General features: G+C 69.1%; 16 protein-coding genes. 2 read left to right on the top strand and 14 right to left on the bottom strand.

Annotation, left to right across the window (positions count from 1 at the left end):
* Position 1: 1 nt before the first annotated feature.
* The 14 genes from GEV07_13025 to GEV07_12960 all read right to left on the bottom strand — a co-directional run bounded on the left by GEV07_13025 (position 2) and on the right by GEV07_12960 (position 15,952).
* Positions 2–1,528 (bottom strand): NADH-quinone oxidoreductase subunit M, encoded by a 1,527-nt coding sequence (locus GEV07_13025; GenBank protein ID MQA03594.1) that lies wholly within the window; start codon positions 1,526–1,528, stop codon positions 2–4.
* Positions 1,528–3,471 (bottom strand): NADH-quinone oxidoreductase subunit L, encoded by a 1,944-nt coding sequence (gene nuoL, locus GEV07_13020; protein ID MQA03593.1) that lies wholly within the window; start codon positions 3,469–3,471, stop codon positions 1,528–1,530. Before nuoL ends, GEV07_13025 begins: the two co-directional genes overlap by 1 nt.
* A 19-nt stretch (positions 3,472–3,490) precedes the next feature.
* Positions 3,491–3,790 carry an NADH-quinone oxidoreductase subunit NuoK gene (gene nuoK, locus GEV07_13015; protein MQA03592.1) on the bottom strand — a complete coding sequence of 100 codons (300 nt, stop codon included), beginning with the start codon at positions 3,788–3,790 and terminating at the stop codon, positions 3,491–3,493.
* A 106-nt stretch (positions 3,791–3,896) separates the two neighbouring features.
* Positions 3,897–4,823 carry an NADH-quinone oxidoreductase subunit J gene (locus tag GEV07_13010; GenBank protein ID MQA03591.1) on the bottom strand — a complete coding sequence of 309 codons (927 nt, stop codon included), beginning with the start codon at positions 4,821–4,823 and terminating at the stop codon, positions 3,897–3,899.
* 250 nt (positions 4,824–5,073) lie between these two features.
* A complete protein-coding gene (gene nuoI / locus GEV07_13005) occupies positions 5,074–5,562 on the bottom strand; it encodes an NADH-quinone oxidoreductase subunit NuoI (protein ID MQA03590.1) in 489 nt (162 codons plus the stop codon).
* Positions 5,563–5,593: 31 nt separating this feature from the next.
* Positions 5,594–6,940 carry an NADH-quinone oxidoreductase subunit NuoH gene (nuoH, locus tag GEV07_13000; protein MQA03589.1) on the bottom strand — a complete coding sequence of 449 codons (1,347 nt, stop codon included), beginning with the start codon at positions 6,938–6,940 and terminating at the stop codon, positions 5,594–5,596.
* A complete protein-coding gene (locus tag GEV07_12995; protein MQA03588.1) occupies positions 6,937–9,405 on the bottom strand; it encodes an NADH-quinone oxidoreductase subunit G in 2,469 nt (822 codons plus the stop codon). The genes nuoH and GEV07_12995 overlap by 4 nt, the downstream gene beginning before the upstream one ends.
* Positions 9,402–10,736 (bottom strand): NADH-quinone oxidoreductase subunit NuoF, encoded by a 1,335-nt coding sequence (gene nuoF, locus GEV07_12990; GenBank protein ID MQA03587.1) that lies wholly within the window; start codon positions 10,734–10,736, stop codon positions 9,402–9,404. The genes GEV07_12995 and nuoF overlap by 4 nt, the downstream gene beginning before the upstream one ends.
* The gene (nuoE, locus tag GEV07_12985) at positions 10,714–11,598 is read right to left on the bottom strand and encodes an NADH-quinone oxidoreductase subunit NuoE (GenBank protein ID MQA03586.1); all 885 of its coding nucleotides are present in this window, start codon (positions 11,596–11,598) and stop codon (positions 10,714–10,716) included. Before nuoE ends, nuoF begins: the two co-directional genes overlap by 23 nt.
* On the bottom strand, positions 11,595–12,938 hold the full coding sequence (locus GEV07_12980; GenBank protein MQA03585.1) for an NADH-quinone oxidoreductase subunit D: 1,344 nt from the start codon (positions 12,936–12,938) through the stop codon (positions 11,595–11,597). The genes nuoE and GEV07_12980 overlap by 4 nt, the downstream gene beginning before the upstream one ends.
* Position 12,939: 1 nt before the next feature.
* Complete coding sequence (locus GEV07_12975) at positions 12,940–13,632, bottom strand: NADH-quinone oxidoreductase subunit C (GenBank protein MQA03584.1); 693 nt, start codon at positions 13,630–13,632, stop codon at positions 12,940–12,942.
* Positions 13,626–14,180 (bottom strand): NADH-quinone oxidoreductase subunit B, encoded by a 555-nt coding sequence (locus GEV07_12970; protein MQA03583.1) that lies wholly within the window; start codon positions 14,178–14,180, stop codon positions 13,626–13,628. Before GEV07_12970 ends, GEV07_12975 begins: the two co-directional genes overlap by 7 nt.
* Positions 14,181–14,199: 19 nt before the next feature.
* A complete protein-coding gene (locus tag GEV07_12965) occupies positions 14,200–14,559 on the bottom strand; it encodes an NADH-quinone oxidoreductase subunit A (protein MQA03582.1) in 360 nt (119 codons plus the stop codon).
* Between the two features lie 103 nt (positions 14,560–14,662).
* On the bottom strand, positions 14,663–15,952 hold the full coding sequence (locus GEV07_12960) for a geranylgeranyl reductase family protein (GenBank protein ID MQA03581.1): 1,290 nt from the start codon (positions 15,950–15,952) through the stop codon (positions 14,663–14,665).
* 167 nt (positions 15,953–16,119) lie between these two features.
* On the opposite strand from GEV07_12960, the gene GEV07_12955 reads away from it, so the two are divergent.
* Complete coding sequence (locus GEV07_12955) at positions 16,120–17,088, top strand: aminotransferase class IV (protein ID MQA03580.1); 969 nt, start codon at positions 16,120–16,122, stop codon at positions 17,086–17,088.
* A gap of 17 nt (positions 17,089–17,105) precedes the next feature.
* The gene (locus GEV07_12950) at positions 17,106–17,813 is read left to right on the top strand and encodes an HAD family hydrolase (GenBank protein MQA03579.1); all 708 of its coding nucleotides are present in this window, start codon (positions 17,106–17,108) and stop codon (positions 17,811–17,813) included.
* Positions 17,814–17,858 lie beyond the last annotated feature (45 nt).

Below are 17,858 nucleotides of genomic sequence, written 5' to 3'. Positions count from 1 at the left end.
GTCACGGCTGGACCTCCGCGCTCACGTCCTGCACATCGAGCCGCGTCATGGTGTGTTGTACCGCGGGGTCGATGACGTCGAGTACCGGTTTCGGGAACAACCCGAGGAAGAGCAGCAGCGCGATCAGCGGCGCCACCGCGAGCTTCTCGCGCCGGCCGAGGTCGCGGATCTTCTCCACGCCGGCTCCCGGTGTGCCGGTCATCGTGCGCTGGTACAGCCAGAGCATGTAGAACGCCGCGAGGATGATGCCCAGCGTCGCGACGATCGCCGCGACCGGGTACCTCCCGAACGTGCCGAGCAGCACCAGGAACTCGCTGATGAACGTGGACATGCCCGGCAGCGCCAGCCCGGAGAGGCAGGCGATCAGGAAGGTGCCGGCGAGCACCGGTGCCACCTTCACCACGCCGCCGTAGTCGTCGATCTGCCGCGACCCGTGCCTGGCGATCAGCACGCCGGCGAGCAGGAACAGCGCGCCGGTGGAGAAGCCGTGGCTGACCATGTAGAAGGTCGCACCGACCTGGCCCTGCGAGGTCATAGCGAAGATGCCGAGCACGATGAAGCCGAAGTGCGACACCGAGGTGTACGCGATCAGCCGCAACAGGTCCTTCTGCCCGATCGCCGCAAGTGCGCCGTACAGCACGCTGATCACCGCGAGCCCCACGATCACCGGGGTGAAGAAGTGGGCGGCCTGCGGGAACAGCTCCAGGCAGTACCTGATCATGCCGAACGTGCCGGCCTTGTCCATCAGCCCGACGAGCAGCAGCGCGGACGTCGGCCGGCCCTCGGACGCGGCGTCCGGCAGCCAGGTGTGGAACGGCCACATCGGCGCCTTGATGGCGAACGCGATGAAGAAGCCGAGGAACAACCAGCGCGCCGCCGAGTCGCTGAGGTCGACCTGCGTCAGCGCCTCGAAGCCGAACGTGGTCTGCCCCTGCTGGCGCGCGATGACGGCCAGGCCGATCACCGCGGCGAGCATCAGCATGCCGCCGAGCAAGCTGTACAGGAAGAACTTGACCGCCGCGTACTGCCGTCGGGGACCGCCGTAGCGCCCGATCATGAAGTACATCGGGACCAGCATGACCTCGAACAGCACGTAGAAGACGAACAGGTCGGTGGCGGCGAACACCCCGATGACCGCGGTCTCGAGCACGAGCGCGAGGGCGAAGTAGCCCTTGATGCCGGGACCGTCCTCGCCGCTGACAGCGCCCTTCTCCCGCCACGCGCCGAGCAGCGCGATCGGCACGAGCAGCACCGTGAGCCCGACGAGCACCAACCCGATGCCGTCGAGACCGAGCGAGTACCTGACCCCGAACTGCGGGATCCACGCGTAGTCCTCGACGAACTGGAACCGCGGGCCGTCGATCCTGAACTGCGCCGCCATGACCGCGGTCAGCACGACCACGATGCAGGAGACGGCAAGCGCGAACCGCTTCGCGGCCTCGGTGCTCGCCTTCGGCATCGCCGCGACGATGATCGCCCCGACGAGCGGCACCCCACCGATCACGGTGAGCCAGGGGAACGAAGTCACTAGATCACCACCACGATCAGCACCATCGCCGACACCACCGCGGCGCCGAGCAGCATGGAGAGCGCGTACGACCGGACGAACCCGGTCTGGGCCTGCCGCCACCACAACGACGCGCCGCCGAACAGGCCCGCGATGCCGCGCACCGCGCCGTCCACGACCTTGTTGTCGAAGTAGACCAGCGACCTCGTCAGGTACTGTCCCGGCCGCATGAACACGCCCTCGTTGAACGCGTCGCCGTAGAGATCGCGACGGCCTGCTACGACGAGCGCGTTGCCCGCGGGCGCAACCTCGGGCACCGACCTGCGGCCGTACATCAGCCAGGCGAGCAACACCCCGAGAGCCACGAGCACCACCATGCCGACCTGCAGCGTGAGCTCTGCGAACGGCAGGTGGCCGTGGTGCGTCTCGCCGACGACCGGATCGAGGAAGTGCGCGAGCCTGTCACCACCGATGAGGAACCAGCCACCGAACACCGAGCCGACCGACAGGATGATCAGCGGCACGGTCATCACCGCGGGCGACTCGTGCGGGTGCACGTCATCGTCCCAGCGTTCCTTGCCGAAGAACGTCATGATGATCATCCGCGTCATATAGAACGCGGTGATGGCGGCGCCGAGCGCGGCCGCACCGCCGAGGAACCAGCCGCCGACCGGGCCGTAGGCGAACGCCGCCTCGATGATCTTGTCCTTGCTCCACCAGCCGGCGAACAGCGGCACGCCGATGATCGCCGCCCAGGCCAGCATGAAGGTCCAGAACGTGATCGGCATCTTCTTGCGCAGGCCGCCGAACTTGCGCATGTCGACCTGGTCGTTGGTCGCGTGCATCACCGAGCCGGCGCCGAGGAACAGCACCGCCTTGAACGTGCCGTGCCCGAGCAGGTGCGCGATGGCGAACGCATAGCCCAACGGCCCGAGGCCCGCGGCCAGGTGCATGTAGCCGATCTGGCTCATGGTGGAACCGGCGAGCGACTTCTTGATGTCGTCCTTGGCGCACCCGATGATCGCACCGAACAGCAGCGTCACCGCACCGACGATGCACACCACCAGCTGTGCGTAAGGCGCCGCCTCGAAGACCGGGTTCGACCGGACGATCAGGTAGACGCCGGCCGTCACCATGGTCGCGGCGTGGATCAGCGCCGACACCGGGGTCGGGCCCTCCATCGCGTCCAGCAACCAGGACTGCAGCGGCACCTGCGCGGACTTACCGGTGGCACCGAGCAGGATCAACAGCCCGACTGCGGTCATCATCGCCGTGTTCGCCTGGTCCACGCCGGCGAACACCTCGGTGAACGAGACCGCGCCGAACATGGAGAACATCAGGAACACTGCGACGGAGAGGCCGAAGTCACCGACCCGGTTGACCACGAACGCCTTCTTCGCCGCCACCGCCGCGGCCGGCTTGTGCTGCCAGAAGCCGATCAGCAGGTACGAGGCGAGACCGACGCCCTCCCAGCCGATGTAGAGCATCAGGTAGTTGTCGCCGAGCACCAGCAGCAGCATCGCCGCGATGAACAAGTTGAGGTACGCGAAGAACCGCCGTCGGTTCGGGTCGTGCTCCATGTAGCCGATGGAGTAGATGTGGATCAGCGAGCCCACACCGGTGATCAGCAGCACGAAACAGATCGACAGCGGGTCGACGAGGAAGCCCCACTGCACCTGGAAGTCGCCGACCGCTGCCCAGGTGAACAGCTCCTGCTGGACCGAGCGGTGCTCAGGGTCGAGGCCGAGCATCGAAACGAACAGCACGACCCCGATCACGAACGGCGCCAACGAAGCAGCGCAGCCCAGCAGGTGCCCCCACCGGTCGGTACGCCTGCCACCGAGCAGCAAGACCGCAGCGCTGGCGAGCGGAATCGCGACCAGCAGCCAGGTCAGCGAGAACGCGCCGCTGGCCGCGGCCGGCTCCAACGCCTCGGCAGCGATCGTCACAGCTCCTCCTGACATGTGCTTCCCGCCCTGCCCCTCAGAACTTCAGCAGGCTGGCGTCGTCGACGGACGCCGACCGGCGGGATCGGAAGATGGTCACGATGATGGCCAACCCGACCACCACTTCGGCGGCGGCCACGACCATCACGAAGAACGCCATGATCTGGCCGTCGAGGTTGCCGTGCATCCTTGCGAACGCGACCAGCGCGAGGTTCGCCGCGTTGAGCATCAGCTCGATGCTCATGAACACGATGATGGAGTTGCGCCGCAACAGCACGCCGCCGGCACCGATGGTGAACAACGTCGCGGAGAGCAAGAGATACGCAAGTGGCGTCACGAAGCGGCCCCCAGAGTGAGCATCGTAGCGAGCATGCCCTCCGAGGTCGATGTGCACAGAGCACGTGAGCGAGGAGCGGAGCGGCGGGGGCCGCTGGGCAATACAGTCACGGCTGCTGCTCGCTTTCCTCTTCCTCGGGCGGCGTAGGTTCGGCCGGTTCGACGGCAGGGTTACCGGCGCCCTGTGCGGTCTCCGCAGTGATCTCGGCGCCCGCCTCCTCGGCGGCCGTGGTCTCCGTCGCATCGGCGGGCAGCACCGTCGTGCCGGCGCCGGCGCCGTTCTGCTCGAGCTCGCCGGCCACCACCTGGCGGTCGCCCCTGCGCACCGAGCGGAACACCGGGTGCACCGACTCCTCCGAAGGAGTGCCGTCCGGCAGCAGGCCAGGCGTGTCGACCGCGTTGTGCGTGGCGTAGACGCCCGGCGGGGTCGCCGGGGTGGCCCGGCCGGCGGCGACCCGGCGACGCTGCAGCATCTTCTGGCTGAGCCGCTCGCGGCTCTCCCGGTGCGCGAGCACCATCGCGCCGAGCGCGGCGGTGATCAGCAGCGCGCTGGTCACCTCGAACGCGAGCACGTACGTGCTGAACAGGTCCTGTGCGATGCCGAGCACGTTGCCGTCGGCGTTCGGCTCCGCGAGGCTGCCGGCGGACGAGCCGGCGAGCCCTGCGCCGACACCGGAGAGGACGAGCAGCAGGAAACCCGCGCCGAGCACGAGCGTCGCGACCCGCTGGCCGCGGATCGTCTCCGTCAGCGAGTCGGAGGAGTCCACGCCCACCAACATCAGTACGAACAGGAACAGCATCAGCACCGCGCCGGTGTAGACGATGATCTGCACGAAAGCGAGGAACGGGGCGTCGAGCACCACGTAGAGCACCGCGAGCGAGATCATCACCAGCGCGAGGCAGAGCGCGCTGTGCACGGCCTTGCGGGCCGCCACCATGGTGATCGCAGCCGGCACCGCAAGGAGCGCGCACACCCAGAACGTCGCCGCCTCACCGGTGTGCGAGACCGGCAACGCACCGAGCCCGAACAACATGGAAAGCAGCCCGACGGACCCGATGGTGCCCGCAAGCACGTACTTCCGCGCGACTCCGGCCCCCGCCGCAGCGACGACCAACAACACGGCGGCGAACCAGAATCCGACGGCTCCGGCAGGAAACGCAGCACTCATGCGCGACCGCCTCCTCCCGACCCTCCGGCAGGTGCCGCGAAGGCGTCAGCACCGGCGCTCATCGCACCGCGGCCCCTACCTCCGGTTCGCTCGTCGAGCTCCATCGCTTGAGAGCTCACACGTCCTCCCGCGGCTTCTCCGTGCTGACGCCTTCCCGCGTGGCGTGCTTGTAGTAGTCCGTCTCGGTGTCGCCGAGGCGCATCGGGTGCGGCGGCGTCTCCATGCCCTCGCGCAGCGGCGCGAGCAGCATCTCCTTGGTGTAGATCAGGTCGTTCCTGGAGTCGTCGGCGAGCTCGTACTCGTTCGTCATGGTGAGCGCACGGGTCGGGCAGGCCTCGATACACAGCCCACAGAGGATGCAGCGCAGGTAGTTGATCTGGTACACCCGGCCGTACCGCTCGCCGGGCGAGTACCGCTCCTCGTCGGTGTTGTCCGCGCCCTCCACGTAGATCGCGTCCGCGGGGCAAGCCCATGCGCACAGCTCACAGCCGATGCACTTCTCCAAGCCGTCCGGCCACCGGTTGAGCTGGTGCCGACCGTGGAACCGGGGGAACGTGTCCTTCTTCTGCTCCGGGTACAGCTCGGTGAACGGCTTCTTGAACATCGCCGAGAAGGTGACACCGAATCCCTTGAGATCAGGCACTGTGACTCACCTCCCGTTGTTGTACGTCGCGTAGGTGCGGCGCGTCGAGCGGCGGGACGGGGAAGCCCCCAGCCGTCGGGTCCTCCTCGATCTGCTCCGCGTACTCGACGTCCTCGGCCTCTTCCCGCTTCTCCCGGTTGCGCACGCTCCGGTCCCAGATCACGTACCCGGCGATCAGCACGACGAACAACGCGCCCGCGACCACCAGCCGTGGCGTGGTGCCGAACGACGACACGTGCCGCATAGCGCCCACGAACACCACCCAGCCGAGCGCGACCGGGATCAGCACCTTCCAGCCGATCTTCATGAACTGGTCGTACCGCAGCCGCGGCAGCGTACCGCGCAGCCAGATGAAGCCGAACAACAGGATCAGGATCTTGCCGACGAACCACAGCAGCGGCCACCAGCCGGTGTTCGCGTCGTCCCACAGCGAGATCGGCCACGGTGCACGGTAGCCACCGAGGAACAAGGTGATGGCGATCGCGGAGACGGTGACCATGTTGACGTACTCGGCGAGGAAGAAGTTCATGAACTTCACCGACGAGTACTCGGTGTGGTACCCGCCGACCAGCTCACCCTCGGCCTCCGGCAGGTCGAACGGGGCCCGGTTGGTCTCACCCACCATCGAGATGACGTAGATGATGAACGGCACGAACGCGGTCTGCACGACCATCCAGTTCGGTAGCTCGATCCACGCCGGCACCCACGCGGGCAGCGAGATGACACCGCTCTGCGCGTCGACGATGTCGGACGTCCACAGCGAACCCGACACCATGAAGACCGTGACCCAGGACAGGGCCATCGCGATCTCGTAGCTGATCACCTGCGCCGAGGAGCGCAAACCGCCGAGCAGCGGGTACGGCGAGTTGCTCGACCAGCCGCCGAGCACCAGGCCGTACACGCCCATCGACGCCATCGCGAGGAAGAACAGCGCGGCGACAGGGAAGTCCGCCAGCTGCAGCTGCGTCTTGACCCCGAACATCGTCACCTCGGGGCCGAACGGGATCACCGCGAACGCGGTGAACGCCGCGCCCGCGGAGATCGTCGGCGCGATCCAGAAGGTGATCTTGTCCACGCCGCGCGGGTTGATGTCTTCCTTGAGGATCAGCTTGATGCCGTCCGCGAGGCTCTGCAGCCAGCCCTTCGGGCCGTGCCGCTGCGGCCCGAGCCGCACCTGCATCCGCGCAACGACCTTGCGCTCGTACACGATGTTGAAGACCGTGAACAGCGTCAGGAACAGGAAGACGCCCGTCGCCTTGATGCTGACGATCCACCACGGGTCGTGCCCGAAGATGGCCCGCCCCGGCTCCTCGGCCAGCACCAGCGCAGCAGTACTCATCGGCGACCGCCTCCAGCGCTCAACGTGACGACGTCGCCGGCGTCCGCGCGCAGCTCGCTGCGCACCGCACACCCGGGACTGTTGGTCGGCAGCCAGACCACCCGGTCGGGCATCTCCGTGACGACGAGCGGCACGGTGATCGAGCCGTGCTCGGTGGCGACGGTGAGCTTGTCGCCGTCCGCCACCCCCGCCTCGGCGGCGGTCACCGCGGACACCCGCGCGTGCGCCGCCGGCGCGGTGCCGGCCAGGTACGGCTCGCCGTCCTGCAACCGGCCTGCGTCCAGCAGCAGGTGCCAGGTCGCCAGCGCCGCCTGCCCGGGCTCCGGGCGCGGCTTGGCCGCCGCCGACGCCGCCGGCGCCTCCGGCCGCGGGCCCGCCCAGACGCCGAGCTGCCGCATCTCGTGCTGTGCGGTCGCGGCGTCCGGCAGGCCGAGGTGGATGTCCATCTGGTCGGCAAGCGCGTTCAGCGCCTGCAGGTCCGACATCGACGCCCGCTGCGCGAACACCGCGTCGAACGGGCGCTCCCGGCCCTCCCAGTCGACGAACGTGCCGGGCTTCTCCGACGTCGCCGCCACCGGCAGCACGACGTCGGCGCGGTCGGTGACCGTGCTCGCACGGGTCTCCAGGCTCACCACGAACGGCGTGTGTTCCAGGGCGGCCAGTGCCTCCGCCGGGTCGGGTAGATCCGCCGGGTCGACACCGGCCACCACGAGTGCCTCGAGCTCGCCGGACCTCGCCGCCGCGAGGATGGCCGCAGTGTCCTTGCCGGCGCCGATCGGCAGGTCGCGCACCGCCCAGGTGCGCGAGACCTGCACGCGTGCCTCCGGGTCGTCGACCGGCCGGCCGCCCGGCAGCAGGTTCGGCAGCGCGCCGGCCTCGACGGCACCGCGCTCGCCCGCGCGCCGCGGGATCCACGCGAGCCGCGCACCGGTCGCGTGCGCGAGCCGTGCCGCGGCGGACAGCGCACCGGGCACAGCGGCCAGCCGCTCACCGACGAGCAGCACCGCGCCGTCACTGCGCAGCGCCTCGGCCGCCGCGACGCCCACCTCGTCCAGGCCGGCGTCCGTGCCACCGAGTACGAGCGCGTCGAGCACCTCGGGCTCGGTGCCGGGGGCGGTCTGCACGAGCGTGCCGAACGCCTTCTTCAGACCGCGGGTCTCGTACGGAGCCAGCGAGTACACCGAGGTGCGCCCCTCCCGTGCTGCCTTGCGCAGCCGCAGGAAGACGATCGGCGACTCCTCCTCCATCTCGAACCCGGCGAGCACCACCGCGGGCGCCTGCTCCAGGTCGGCGTACGTGACACCGAGGCCGGTGCCGGCGACCTGCGCGGCGAGGAAGTCCGCCTCCTCGGCCGAGTGCGGCCTGGCCCGCATGTCCACGTTGTTGGTGGCGAGCGCCGCGCGGGCGAACTTCGCGTAGCCGTAGGCGTCCTCGAGCGGCAGCCGGCCGCCGGTCAGCACGCCGGCCTTGGCGCGTGCCTTCGCCAACCCCTCGGCCGCGATGTGGAGTGCCTCCTGCCAGGACGCCGGCACGAACTTGCCGTCCTCGTCGCGTACGAGCGGAGTCTGCAACCGGTCGGGCAGCGAGTCGCTGTGGAACGCCCACCGGCCCTTGTCGCAGTTCCACTCCTCGTTCACGTCCTGGTCGTTGCCGGCCAGCCGGCGCATGACCGTGCCGCGCCTGTGGTCGGTACGTTGGGAGCACCCGGACGCGCAGTGCTCACACGTCGACGGCGTCGACACCAGGTCGAACGGCCGCGATCGGAACCGGTACGACGTGCTGGTGAGCGCGCCTACCGGGCAGATCTGCGTGGTGTTGCCGGAGAAGTACGAGTCGAACGGCTTCTCCTCGAACACGCCGACCTGCTCGAGCGCGCCGCGTTCGAGCAGCTCGATGAACGGGTCACCGGCGATCTGCTCGGAGAACCGCGTGCACCGCGCGCACAGCACGCACCGCTCGCGGTCGAGCAGCACCTCAGCGGAGATGGCGATCGGCTTCGGGTAGGTGCGCTTGACGTCGTGGAACCGCGACTCGCCCTGCCCGTTGCTCATCGCCTGGTTCTGCAACGGGCACTCGCCGCCCTTGTCGCAGACCGGGCAGTCGAGCGGGTGGTTCATCAGCAGCAGTTCCATCACACCGCGCTGCGCCTTCTCCGCGACCGCGGAGCTCTCGTGCGTCTGCACCACCATGCCGTCCATGCACGTGGTCGTGCACGACGCGGCCGGCTTCGGCATGCCCCTGCCGTTGCCCATGTCGGTGACCTCGACGAGGCACTGCCGGCAGGCACCGACCGGTTCGAGCAGTGGGTGGTCGCAGAAGCGCGGGATCGCGACGCCGATCATCTCCGCCGCGCGGATGATCAACATGCCCTTGGGCACGTCGAGGGTGGTGCCGTCGATCGTGACGGTCACCATGTCCGCCGGCCGCTCGGCAGGTGGACCCGCCTTGCCCGTAGTCACTGTCATGCGCTCTCGCTTCCCGCAAGCGCCTTCGTCTTGCCCCGCACCCGGCTGTCGAACGGGCAGCCGCCGCGTTCGTAGTGCTGGACGTACTCCTCCTTGAAGTACTTCAGCGACGAGGTCACCGGGCTCACCGCACCGTCGCCGAGGGCACAGAACGCCCGGCCGAGGATGTTCTCGGACAGGTCGAGCAGCGTCGCGAGGTCTTCCTCGCTCGCGCCGCCGGCCTCAAGCCGCTCGTAGATCTGCACGTACCAGAACGTGCCCTCCCGGCACGGCGTGCACTTCCCGCACGACTCGTGCGCGTAGAACTCCGACCACCGCCTGGCGGCGCGCACGACGCAGTCGGTGTCGTCGAAGATCATCACCGCGCTGGTGCCGTTCATCGAGCCGGCCGCGGCCACCGAGTCGAAGTCGAGCGGGATGTCGATGTGCTCGGCGGTGAACATCGGCGTGGACGAGCCACCCGGCGTCCAGAACTTCAGCTCGTGCCCGTCCCTGATGCCGCCGGCCATGTCGATCAGCTCGCGCAGCGTGGTGCCCATCGGCGCCTCGTACTGCCCGGGCCGCTTCACCCGACCGGACAGCGAGTAGATGCTCGTGCCCGGCGACTTCTCCGGCCCCATCGACTTCCACCATTCGGCGCCGTGGCGCACGATGTGCGGCACGGACGCGATGGTGCCGACGTTGTTCACCACGGTCGGCGACTGGTACAGGCCGTGCGTCGCGGGGAACGGCGGCTTCAGCCGCGGCTGGCCGCGGAAGCCCTCGAGCGAGTCGAGCAGTGCCGTCTCCTCGCCGCAGATGTACGCACCGGCGCCCGGGTGCACGGTGACCTCGAGGTCGAAACCGGAACCGAGCACGTCGGTGCCGAGGTAGCCCGCCTCGTACGCCTCGCGCACGGCGTTCTGCACCCGGCGCATCGCGTGCAGCGCCTCGCCCCTGATGTAGATGAACGCGTGGTTCGCGCGCACCGCGTAGCAGGTGATGGCGATGCCCTCGATCAGCGCGTGCGGGTCTGCGATCATCAGCGGGATGTCGCGGCAGGTGCCTGGCTCACCTTCGTCGGCGTTGACCACCAGGTAGTGCGGCTTGTCGTCACCTTGCGGGATGAAGCCCCACTTCATGCCGGTGGGGAAGCCTGCACCGCCGCGGCCGCGCAGGCTGGACTCCTTGATCAGGTCGACCAGCTCGTCCTGCGAGGTGCGCAGCGCCTTGCGCATGCCCTGGTAACCGTCGTCGTCCTCGTAGGTACGCAGCAGCCACGACTCCGGTGTCGTCCAGCGCGCGGTGAGAACCGGGGTGATCGGCACCTCAGTCCTCCTCTCCGGTCTCATCGCGAAGCCGTTCGCGTGCGTCCTCGGCGTGCTCGGCCGCCTTCCGTGCGACGCCACCGCTCGGCGGCACCTCACTGGTGACCCTCCTTGTCGTGCTGCTCTGACCGGACTGCGGCGTGGCCGGCACGTGTTCGCCTGCGCCCTCGTGCCGCTCCGCCGGGTCGATGTCGCCGGCCAGCTCGGACGCCCCCGCAACGTCGGCCATGCCGTGGCCCTCGGTGAGCCGCAGCCCGGCGAACGTCGGCTCGCCGCCGCTGCGGCCGCCGGCCAACGCGTCCTCGCGCTCGTCCGGGAAGCCGGCGAGCATCCGCTCGACCTGCTTGAAGGTGCACAGCGGCGCGCCGCGGGTCGGCGTCGGCGGCTCGCCGGCCCGCAGTGCGCGCACCACGTCCTTCGCGGACTGCTGCGTCTGCTGGTCGAAGTACTCGTAGTTGACGGTGACGACGGGCGCGTAGTCGCAGGCCGCCAGGCACTCGGCGTGCTCCAGCGTCACCTTGCCGTCCGGGGTGGTCTCGTTGCCGCCGACGCCGAGCTCGCGCTGCAGCACCTCGTAGATCTCGTCGCCGCCGAGCATCCCGCACAGCGTGTTGGTGCAGACGCTCACCAGGTACTCGCCGGTCGGCTGCCGCTTGTACATCGAGTAGAACGTCGCGACGGCGGTGACGGCCGCCTCGGAGAGGTCGAGCATCTCCGCGCAGAACTTTATGCAGGCCGGGCTGACGTACCCCTCGACCGACTGGGTCAGGTGCAGCATCGGCAGCAGCGCGGACCGCGACTTGCCCTCCGGGTAGCGCGCGATGATCTCCCGCGCCTGCGCGCGGATGTCCTCGCCGAACACCGTCTCCGTTGAGTTAGAGCTCACCTATCCACCCCACCCATCACCGGGTCGACGCTCGCCACACCGACGATCACGTCGGCGACCATGCCGCCCTCGACCATCACCGGCACCGCCTGCAGGTTGTGGAACGAGGGGTCGCGCATGTGCACCCGGTACGGCCTGGTGCCGCCGTCGGAGACGACGTGCACGCCGAGCTCGCCCTTCGCCGACTCGGTCGGCACGTACGCCTGCCCGGCGGGCACGCGGAAGCCCTCGGTCACCAGCTTGAAGTGGTGGATGAGCGCCTCCATCGAGGTGCCCATGATGTGCCTGATGTGGTCCAGCGAGTTGCCCTGCCCGTCGGAGCCCACGGCCAGCTTGGCTGGCCAGGCGATCTTCGGGTCGTCGACCATCACCGGCTGCTCTCCCGGCGGACCGAGCCGGTCGAGGCACTGCTCGACGATGTTCAGCGACTCCTTCATCTCCTCCAGCCGGATCAGGTACCTGTCGTACGCGTCCGCGCCGGTGCCGGTGACCACGTTGAACTCGTAGTCCTCGTAACCGCAGTACGGCTCGGCCTTGCGCAGGTCCCACGGCACCCCGGTCGACCGCAGCACCGGGCCGGTGACGCTCAGCGCCATGCAGCCGGGGAGGTCGAGCACGGAGACGCCCTTGGTGCGGCCGATGAAGATCGGGTTGCCGTTGAGCAGCTTCTCGTAGTCGGGCAACCGGTGCTTGCGCATGATGCCGATGAACTCACGGATCTTCTCCGTGGCGCCTTCCGGCAGGTCCTGCAGCACGCCGCCTGGCCGGATGTACGCGTGGTTCATCCGCAGCCCGGTGATCATCTCAAACAGGTCGAGGATGGTCTCGCGTTCCCTGAACCCGAACGTCATGACGGTCAGCGCGCCGATCTCCATGCCGCCGGTGGCGATCGCCACGATGTGCGAGGAGATTCGGTTGAGCTCCATCAACATGACCCGGATGACGTTCGCGCGCTCCGGGATGTCGTCCTCGATGCCGAGCAGCCGCTCCACAGAAAGGCAGTAGGCCAGCTCGTTCGCCAGCGGTGTCAGGTAGTCGGCCCTCGTGACGAAGGTGACGCCCTGGGTGTACGTGCGGTACTCGCAATTCTTCTCGATACCCGTGTGCAGGTAGCCGAGGCCGAGCCGGCACTCCGTGCACGTCTCGCCGTCCAGCGCGAGCATCAGCCGCAGCACGCCGTGCGTGGACGGGTGCTGCGGACCCATGTTGACGACGAGGTGGCCCTCTTCGTCCTCGGCCACGGCGTCCGTGATGCTGTCCCAGTCGCCGCCGGTGACGGTGAACACGCGGCCCTCGTCGCCGGCCCCTGCGTCCGCGTAGAGATCTGACGTCTCAGTCATGTCAGTTGTACGCTCTCCGCTCGTCGGGCGGCGGGATGGACGCGCCCTTGTACTCCACGGCAATGCCACCGAGTGGGTAGTCCTTGCGCTGCGGGTGGCCAACCCAGTCGTCCGGCATCTGGATCCTCGTCAGCGCCGGGTGGCCGTCGAAGACGATGCCGAAGAAGTCGTACGTCTCGCGCTCGTGCCAGTTGTTGCCCGGGTACACGTCGACGAGCGAGGGGATGTGCGGGTCGGCGTCCGGGCACGACACCTCGACCCTGATCCGCCGGTTGTGCGTGATGGACAGCAGCGGGTAGACCGCGTGCAGCTCGCGGCCGGTGTCCATCGGGTAGTGCACCCCGGAGACGCCGAGGCACATCTCGTAGCGCAGATCCGGGTCGTCGCGCAGCACAGTCGCCACCTCGACCAGCCGCTCCCGCTTCACGTGGAAGGTGATCTCGCCCCGATGTACGACGACCTGCTCGATCGCGTCGCCGTAACCGTGGTACGCGCCCTCGAACGCGTCCGCGATCTCGTCGAAGCCCTCGCCGTACGGACGCTGCGCCGGACCGGGGAACGGCACCGGCTTGCGCAGCCTGCCGTACCCGGAGGTGTCGCCGGTGTCGCGGTTGCCGAACATCCCGCGCGCGTACGTCGGGCGCGCCGACGCGTCACTGTCCCGCTTCTCCGGGACGTTGTCTTCCGTCACCAGCCGACCCCTCGTGAACCCGACGTCGGCAGGGCCTCGAGGGCGGCGCGCTCCGCCTCCTCTTCGACCTGCTCCCTGTGCACGCCGAGCTTCTCGTTCTCGATCTTGTCGTGCAGCTTGAGGATCGCGTCGATCAACATCTCCGGCCGCGGCGGGCAGCCGGGCAGGTAGATGTCGACGGGCACGACGTGGTCGACGCCCTGCACGATCGCGTAGTTGTTGAACATGCCGCCGCTGCTCGCGCAGACGCCCATGGAGAGCACCCACTTCGGGTTCGGCATCTGGTCGTAGACCTGCCGGAGCACCGGCGCCATCTTCTGGCTGACCCGGCCGGCGACGATCATCAGGTCGGCGCTACGCGGCGAGGCGCGGAACACCTCCATGCCGAACCTGGCCAGGTCGTAGCGGGGGCCGCCGGACGTCATCATCTCGATCGCGCAGCAGGCGAGCCCGAAGGTCGCCGGCCACAACGACGAGCGGCGACACCACCCGACCGCCTTCTCCACGGTGGTGAGCAGGAAACCGCTCGGCAGCTTCTCCTCGATGCCCATCAGTAGGTCTCCTCGTCTCCTACGTCCACTCGAGCCCGCCGCGCCGCCAGACGTAGGCGTAGGCGACGAGCACCGTGAGGAGGAACAGCACCATCTCGACCAGACCGAACAGCCCGAGCTGGTCGAACGCGACCGCCCACGGGTACAGGAAGATGATCTCGATGTCGAAGATGATGAAGAGCATCGCGGTGAGGTAGTACTTCACCGGGAACCGCCCGCCGCCGACCGGCTGCGGTGTCGGCTCGATGCCACACTCGTACGCTTCGACCTTCGCCCGGTTGTAGCGCTTGGGCCCGGTAATCGCGCCTAGCACCACCGTAACGGCTGCGAAGCCGAATGCGAGTACGGCGAGTACGAGGATGGGAACATAGAGACTCATCTCGTCCTCCTCTCCGCACCGGGCGTGCCGGTGCCTCCATCGCCTGCGTGGCCGCGCCGGGCGATCAGTCTAGGACCGCGGCCACCTCGGGCCCTGGCCGGGATCATGCCGCCGGGGCGAGCTTGGTCATGGCATTGATGACCCTGTCGGCCGCGTCACCGCCTCGTGGATCGGTGAGGTTGGCCAGCATCTTCAACGTGAACCGCATCAGGGTGGGATGCGGGAGCCCGTGCCTGGTCGCGACCTTCATTAAGTGCGGGTTGCTGATCATCCTCACGAAGATCCTGCCAAGCGTGTAGTAGCCGCCGTACCTCGCCTTGAGCTGCTGCGGGTACGCCTCGAGCACGCGCTCCCTCGCGCCGGCCGTCGGGCGCGCCAGCGCCTGCACCACGGTGTCGGCGGCGATCTCCGCGGACTCCATGGCGTACGCGATGCCCTCGCCGTTGAACGGGTTCACCAGGCCGCCGGCGTCGCCAAGGAGCAGCATCCCGTTGGAGTAGGCGGGGGTGCGGTTGAGGCCCATCGGCAGCGCCGCGCCCCTGATCTTGCCGACCGCGTGCGGCTCGGTGAACTGCCACTCCTCCGGCATGGCGCCCAGCCAGCGCTTCAGCAGGTCGCGGTAGTCGACGTGCTTGAACGACGCCGAGGCGTTCAGGATGCCGACACCCACGTTGGACGTGCCGTCGCCGACGCCGAACACCCAGCCGTAGCCGGGCAGCAGCTTCTCGCCGTCCCACAGCTCTAGCCACGACTCCAGCCAGTCGTCATCGTGGCGCGGGCTCTCGTAGTAGCGCCGGTACGCCACGCCCATCGGCCGGTCCTCGCGGCGGCGCAGGCCCATGGCGATGGACAGCCGGGTGGAGTTGCCGTCGCACGCGAGCACCAGCGGCGCGCGGTACTCGACCTCGGCGCCGTCCCGCTTGGCGGTGACGCCCTGGATCCGCCCGCTGCGGTCGTCCACGATCGGGCCGGTGACGTTGGTCTGCTCGAGCAGCCGCGCGCCGGCCTTCTCCGCGTGCCTGGCCAGCGTCTCGTCGAAGTCCAGCCGGGTGCGGACGAGGCCGTAGTCGGGGTACTCGGCCAGCTCGGGCCAAGGCAGCTCCAGCCGCATGCCGCCGCCGTAGATGCGCAGCCCCTGGTTGCGGATCCAGCCGTCGGCCTCGTCGATGCCGATGCCCATCTGCACCAGCTGCTTCACGGCCCGCGGGGTGAGGCCGTCGCCGCACACCTTCTCCCTGGGGAAGGCCGTCTTCTCCAGCACGAGGACGTCGAGGCCGGCCTGGGCGAGGTAGTAAGCGGCCGTCGAACCCGAAGGGCCAGCGCCGACGACGATGACATCTGCGGCCTCTGCCCCCGGTGTTATCTCGGCCGCTGTCTGCGCCTGGTTGCTCATGCCCGCCTCGTTCTGCCCACCGAAGATCGAGTGCACTTGTGAATCGCTTCACGAGTTGCCAGTCGCCAGCGTACTCCTGCCCCTCGGCGCGCGCCCGCCACCCCATGACTCACCGTTTACCCTCCCGTCCCCGGGCCGCTACCAGGGCCGCCGGTACGGTCTGCCGTATGGCGGACTCCAGCGACCCGCGCTCCGGGCAGGGCACGCACGAGCACGTGGCTGACCCCCGCAACGACGACATCCTCATCTACGTCAACGGCGAGCTGAAGCGGCGCGACCAGGCGGTGGTCTCGGTCTTCGACGCGGGCTTCGTGCTCGGCGACGGCGTCTGGGAGGGGCTGCGCATCCACCGCGGCCACCCGACGTTCCTCGACCGGCACCTGGACCGGCTGTACGAGGGCGCGAAGGCGATCGCGCTGGACGTGGGGCTCGGCCGCGAGCAGCTCACCGACGCGATCTACACGACGCTTCGCGCCAACGACATGGCCGACGGCGTGCACGTCCGGCTGATGGTCACCCGCGGGCCGAAGAGCACGCCGTACCAGGACCCGCGGGCGAGTGCCGGCCCGGCGACTGTGGTGATCATCGCCGAGCACAAGGAGCCGCTGCCGCAGACCGTCCGCGACGGCATCACGCTGTTCACCGTGCACGTGCGCCGCAGCTCGCCGGACATCCTCGACCCGAAGCTGAACGCGCACAGCAAGCTCAACGACATCACTGCGTGCATCCAGGCGTACACGGCCGGTGCCGAAGAGGCGCTGATGCTCGACCCGCACGGCTTCGTCGCCACCTGCAACTCCACGCACTTCTTCGTGGTGCGCCACGACGACGGCGAACCCGAGGTGTGGACGTCGTCCGGGGAGTACTGCCTCGGCGGCATCACCCGCGGCAACGTGCTCAGGGTCTGCCGCCAGGCCGGTATCCCCGCGTTCGAGAAGCCGTTCAGCCTCACCGACGTGTACGGCGCCGACGAGGCGTTCGTCACCGGCACGTTCGCCGGCCTGGTGCCCGTGCGCGAGGTGGACGGCCGGGTGATCGGCGCCGGCAGCCGCGGGCCGGTGGTCGAGCGCCTGCAGCGGCTGTACGCCGACCTGGTGACCGCGGACGTCGCGGCACGGGCGGAGGTCGCGTCGTGACCCCCGTACGGCTCGCCATGTGGTCCGGCCCGCGGAACATCTCCACCGCACTGATGCGGTCGTGGGAGAACCGGCCGGACGCAGTGGTGGTGGACGAGCCGCTGTACGCGTACTACCTGGCCACCACCGGGCTGGACCACCCGGGCAGGGACGAGGTGGTCGCAACCGGCGAGACCGACTGGCGGCGGGTCGTCGACATGCTGCTCGGGCCGGTGCCGCCCGGCACCGCGCTGTTCTACCAGAAGCACATGACCGGGCACCTGCTCCCCGAGGTCGACCGCGGCTGGGTGCGCGACCTCACCAACGTGATCCTGATCCGCGACCCCCGCGAGGTGGTGGCGTCGTACACGAAGGCCAGGCAGACCATCACGCCCGAGGACATCGGGCTACCCCAGCAGGTGCGGCTGTACGACGAGCTCGCCGCCGACGGGCTCGCCCCGCCGGTCGTCGACGCCGCGGACTTCCTCCGCGACCCGGCGAGCCACCTGCGGGCGCTGTGCGCGTACGCGGGCGTGGAGTTCACCGACCGGATGCTGCACTGGCCGGCCGGGCCGCGGGACAGCGACGGAGTGTGGGCGAAGCACTGGTACGCGACGGTCGAGAAGTCGACCGGGTTCGAGCCGTACCGGCCCCGCGAGCCGCAGCTGGCGGGCGCTGCCGCCGAGGTGGCGGCCGCGTGCCGCCCGCACTACGAGCGACTGCGGGAGCACCGGCTGCAGCTGTGACAGCCGCGGGCGCTCTGCACCTTCCGTCGTACCTCGGCGCCGCAC

The organism is Streptosporangiales bacterium (assembly GCA_009379825.1).
Classification (GTDB): domain Bacteria; phylum Actinomycetota; class Actinomycetes; order Streptosporangiales; family WHST01; genus WHST01.
The sequence above is the reverse complement of the archived record's forward strand: the minus strand, read 5'-3'. Positions and strand labels throughout refer to the sequence as shown.